Raw genomic sequence first — 3,951 nt, 5'->3', positions numbered from 1 at the left:
ACATTATCAACCGGCAATCCATGTACTTCCCCCGATCGGCTTCTAAAGTGTTTCTGTAATCTACCATCCCTTGTAAAAACACGCAGCCCGTCTTTACCGGCAACCCACAGATTGTTTTTTGTTACCTGTATAGCAAACACTACATCCGGTAATTGAGAAGCCGGTATTAATAACTCCGGTACATGTGTCGCTTTGTTGAACAGATATATACCCTGCATGCGTGTAGCCAGTGCGATAGTTTGTTCGTCCCAATCGGTAATGTCGTACATCGGGCCGGGATTAAACGCCATCGGTATAAATCTGCTATCACGATAATTATAAAACCCCGCTGCTGTAGATACCCATATATCACCTCGTGCATCGGCCTTGATCTTATACACCAGGTTCACCTCCTTGTCGGAGAAGAAAGTGTTCACTACGCCCCTCCGCATATCCACAAGATTTAGTCCACGCGATGTTCCTATGAACAATGTGGAGTCGTCATGGGTAAAAATAGTGGAGATATAGTTGGTGGATAACGGCAATGGAGACTGCTCCCCGAGATAGGAGAATGCGCTCACATCCGGGTTATACTTGTTAAGTCCGTAACCAAACGTACCAATCCATATCACATGGTCACGTGTCTGGTATAGTAACTGCGCTTTATCTTCGGAAAGACTAAAACCATTGTCGCGTTCGTGCGATAGTATATACTTTACCGTTTTATCGTCACGATCCAATACAACCACCTGGTTACTGGCCACCCACAACTCTCCATTACGGGTGCGCAGCGATTGCATTACTTCCTGGTTGCTTACGGGTAATGGAACCTGCGAAACTGTTCTGCTGCTTAATACATAGCGAAACAATCCACCGGAAGTGGATATATATACCTTGTCGTTATCAAAGTTGATGTGCTCTACGCGATGCTCGTTCAGGAATTGCACCCAGTGCGGACTGTTATCATGCTTAATATATAGCCCCTGGTGCGTGGCAACCCAGGTACCGAATTTCTCCGAGGTATGAAACTGCGTAATGTGGTGATCTGAAAATCTGCTATACACCGGGTTGGTGCTAAAACTTTTCTTCTCGGTATTAAAAGTATGCAGTCCGCGATTAGTGGAAAGGACCAGCGTATTATCGTTCTGAATAAATATATCGTTAACCTCGGTGGAAGCTTCCTGGTTGTGATTCAAAAAGTAATTGCTGAAATCATCGGTCTTATAATCGTAATAACTTATACCACTGGAGGCACCAATCCAAAAGTTGCCGACAGAGTCTCGTTCAAGGTCATGTATCTGGCTGAAGTGCAGCGAAGTTGAATCGTTCTTGTCTTTGAGATATTTTCGGAACTCGTGCCCATCGTATTTATTAAGGCCATCGCGCGTGCCGATCCAGAGAAAGCCGAAGTCATCTTGCATCATGCAACGTACATCGGCCTGCGACAATCCTTCGCGCACCGAAATTCTTTCCAGGCGCACATTCTTCTGGCCATATACGGCATTTACGCAAAGCAGGATTACAAGCACCTTTCTTACCAAATGCAACATAAAACCATGAATTGAGAGGGTAAATTCTTCGTCCTTTGCAGGATCGCGTTCCATCTCTCAAGTTAAAGTAAAAGATGCAATTTTCTACACCCACCTCACAGACAAGTATGGATTTATAGAATCTTTTTTACAATCGTCAAAAAATGTATAGCTCCGCCACAGGGTGAAACCACTATATATAGTCTGTTTTTTCCATCTTACAACGTATGGGCTAAGGGCCGGATTGCCTAACGGATAAGGTTGATCTCGGAGATGCTGTGAATAAGTGTATCCTTTACAATATGAAACGACCGGAAGGCTTCTTCCCGTTTATAGTCTTCGTTCAGGTTGTTTATCTTTTCAAACTCGCCATCCACGCGATTGCTCAATCCTACAATAGATACATTCGCTTTCAGATCGTGAATAATCTTTCGTATCTCCAGTGTATCCTGCGTCCGAATGGCTGTTTCAAGTTTATCAAGGTGAGCCGGAGTTTCTTCTACAAACCTTCGTAGTATTCTTCGTTCAAACTCTTTATTGCCTTTAGACAAATTGCGCAGGTAATCGAGGTTTATATATTTAAGAGTATCGGCCTGTATAGAGAGCAGCCGCGTGATCATACTGAAAAGCTCCAGCTCATCAAACGGTTTGGATACATACTCATTCATACCGGCATTAAGGCATTTTGCGCGTTCTGTTTTATTGGAATGTGCTGTAAGCGCTATAATGGGAACATCACTTTTCAAAGTATTCCGGATGGTAGCCGTTGTCTGGTAGCCATCCATTCCCGGCATCTGCACATCCATCAATATCAGGTCAAAGCTTTCGCGGTGCAGTAGCTCGATCGCTCGATCACCACTCTCCACTACGCTCACATCAAAATTCCAGCTTGTGAGTATATGCATTGTCAGGTCGCGGTTCAACGCATTGTCATCGATCACCAATACTTTTTTCTTCCGGCTGTCAGGAGCTTTAATGTGCAGGCTCTTTATCTCATGCCAAGGTTTCTCTGCCATTTCAAAAGGAAGCTCAATAGTAAAAGCCGTTCCTTTACCCAGCTCGCTGGTTACATGAATTTTGCCACCCATCAATTCTACCAGTTGATAAATGATAGCCAGGCCCAGACCGGTACCACTATATCTGCGGTCGGCATTGGCATCAACCTGGTAAAAACGCTCAAAGATGTGAGGCAAGTGTTCCTTCGCTATACCTATACCGGTGTCGCGTATATATATCTGTAGTTTCAGCTGACTGTCATTCGATACTTTTTGTTTTACTTCTACGTCTACTGTTCCGGCTTCGGTAAATTTCAGTGCGTTGTTAATCAGGTTTACCAATATCTGCCGGAGCTTCACAGCATCGCCTACCAATTCGGCCGGTATAGCCGGATCGATATATACCTGAAACTGAATGTTCTTTACCTTGAACGCCTCCTGGAACATGAGCGCCACCTGGTCTACCAATTCTGATAGTATAAAATTACTCTTCTTGATCACGAGCAATCCTTCCTGCATCTTGCCCAGGTCGAGCAGTTCATTAATTATATGGAGCAGACTTTCGCCCGAGGTTTGTATGGCATGCACAAATTTCTGCTGCGATTCGTTAAGCGTTGTTTTCTGCAACAGCCCCGAATAGCCAATAACCGAATTAAGTGGTGTGCGTATCTCATGACTGATGTTGGAAATGAATTGCTCGCGCACCATATAGGCCGATCGTTCTTTATCATGCACCGACTCGGATTGTTCGTAGAGCATATCCTGCCGGCGCATATTCTGCATGAGCAGATAACCGAGTATACAAAAAATGGTAGCACTAAAAAGCGGAAGTATACCACTTAGCAGCGCAGCACGTTTACCCTTCTGCTCTACTTCTTTTTCCAGTTGTATAATCTCGTTGTGTTTGAAAGAATCCAGCTCGGCTGTAACCGTAAAAATGTTCTCACGCAGTTTCTTTCCATACGCTGTAGCAATAAGGTCTTCGGCCTGTTCCTTGCCTCGCTGATAGTATACATCAATGATCTGACGGTTGAATTGAATTTTATGTCGGATCATGTGGTTGAGGCTATCGGCAAGATCAACCAGTTCATTTTGTTTCCCGGTTTCTTCGAGCACAAGGTTCAGGTCGGCATATGCGCGGTCAAACTCCGCTTCTACATTGCTGATAAATTCTTCTTTATCGGTAACAACCAGTCCGCGCACGCGCGATTCGATGAGGAGTATATCATTGCGCAAGTCGTTGATCTTGTCGCGATAGTGCAGATCGCGCAAGAGTATAAGATTATGATTATTGAAATCGCTGAACTCGCGGCTCGTAATCTGCTCACCGGCCAGGTTGAGCACCACCGTTGCAACGATCAATAAGATGATGGTAGCTTGTCTTTTTTTAAGCTTACTTCTCATACACACAGTAAAATACTGCCAACAAAGTTTACGACTGGTAAACG

At 44.4% G+C, this 3,951-nt stretch carries 2 protein-coding genes; both read right to left on the bottom strand.

Translation table 11 applies throughout. The features are described from left to right. Window positions 1–1,583: ligand-binding sensor domain-containing protein (locus tag VIN08_RS19565; protein ID WP_331968544.1), on the bottom strand; the 1,583-nt coding region annotated here is incomplete at its 3' end. A 173-nt stretch (window positions 1,584–1,756) separates the two neighbouring features. After that, entirely contained in the window at window positions 1,757–3,907 is a 2,151-nt protein-coding gene (locus VIN08_RS19560) for an ATP-binding protein (protein ID WP_331968541.1), read from the bottom strand. Window positions 3,908–3,951: the final 44 nt, after the last annotated feature.

Origin of the sequence: Ohtaekwangia sp., from assembly GCF_036568665.1 — a bacterium.
In the GTDB taxonomy this organism is placed as follows: Bacteria; Bacteroidota; Bacteroidia; order Cytophagales; family Cyclobacteriaceae; genus Ohtaekwangia.
Note: the sequence above shows the minus strand (reverse complement) of the source record. Positions and strands in the feature narration are given on the sequence as shown.